The sequence below is a fragment of the Mesorhizobium sp. M0830 genome (assembly GCF_040319965.1).
GTDB lineage: Bacteria > Pseudomonadota > Alphaproteobacteria > Rhizobiales > Rhizobiaceae > Mesorhizobium.
This window is the reverse complement of the sequence record NZ_JAMYOR010000145.1, coordinates 1-1,060: the sequence shown is the minus strand read 5'-3', so window position 1 is coordinate 1,060 and position 1,060 is coordinate 1. Positions and strand designations below refer to the sequence as shown.

Here is a 1,060-nt window from a genome sequence, read left to right as displayed (position 1 = left end):
TCTCGGATGATAGCGTTGAGGACGACGAGGAGCTTCCTTGCGACGGCAATGATGGCCAGCTTCTTTGACCCTGATCGGGCTGCGATGGCGCTGTAGAAAGCTCGGAAGCGCTCACAGGCTCGGATGGCGCCCAGCGCTGCCATGTAAAGGGCACGACGCACGCGCGATCGGCCACCCTGGATCTGGCTCCTGCGATTGAGCTTGCCGCTCTTGTTGTCGAAAGGGGCAAGGCCGGCGAGTGCCGCGATTGACTTGGGTGAACGCAGGCCGAGCTCGGGCAGGTGCGCCAGCAGAGAGAATGCGGTGACCTTGGAGACGCCGGGTACGGAGATCATCAGCGCGTTGTCGCGGGCAGTATCCTCGGCTTGACGAATGGCCTCGGCGATCTGCCCCTCGATCCCCTTGATGCGTGTGTTGAAGTTGGCGATCAGCTCTTCGAGTTCGGCGATGACGATCTCGTCGAAGGCCTCGGTGCGAAGCTTCTTCAACTTTGCCCTGATATCGACCAGTTGGTCACGGTGGCGGGCAAGCGATTGAAGGTGTTCACCTTCTTCGCGCGGTGCCGGCTCGGCTTCGGGGTGATAGCGACGGCCGTAGCCGCTCAGCATCCTGGCGTCGAGACGATCGGTCTTGGCGCGCCGTCTCGTCGACTTCGCATAGTGGTGAGTGTGTGCCGGATTGTGCCGCGAGAAGGCGACGCCTGCCTTGGCCAGCGCATGGCGCAGCAGCCGGTCATGAACGCCCGTCGCCTCCATGACCACAAAATCTCGGCCGGGGTGAAGACCTGCCACATAGGCAGCGATCACATCGGCTTGGTTGTCGATGCGCTGGCAATGCCCGCTTGTCTCATCAAAAAAATCGAGCCACTGCTTGGAGATATCGCAGCCGACATAGTTCTGCATTATCATGTCCATGCCTCTTCCTGTGGTGCGGGGTCTGCAGCTAACAGCCCCGTGCAACTGTTCAGGTTGATGGTCACCGGTGGGAAGGGATCGAGCCATGCCACGGCCTGTCCTCGAAAGGACGACCAGGATCCTCTCGGTCTCCTTCCCACCTCAAC

General features: G+C 61.0%; 1 protein-coding gene. It reads right to left on the bottom strand.

Features of this window, described 5'->3' with window-relative positions; all coding sequences use genetic code 11:
* Positions 1–914, bottom strand: a 914-nt coding sequence (locus NKI20_RS33595; RefSeq protein WP_352838289.1) for an IS110 family RNA-guided transposase, incomplete at its 3' end; no start/stop codon positions are given.
* Positions 915–1,060: the final 146 nt, after the last annotated feature.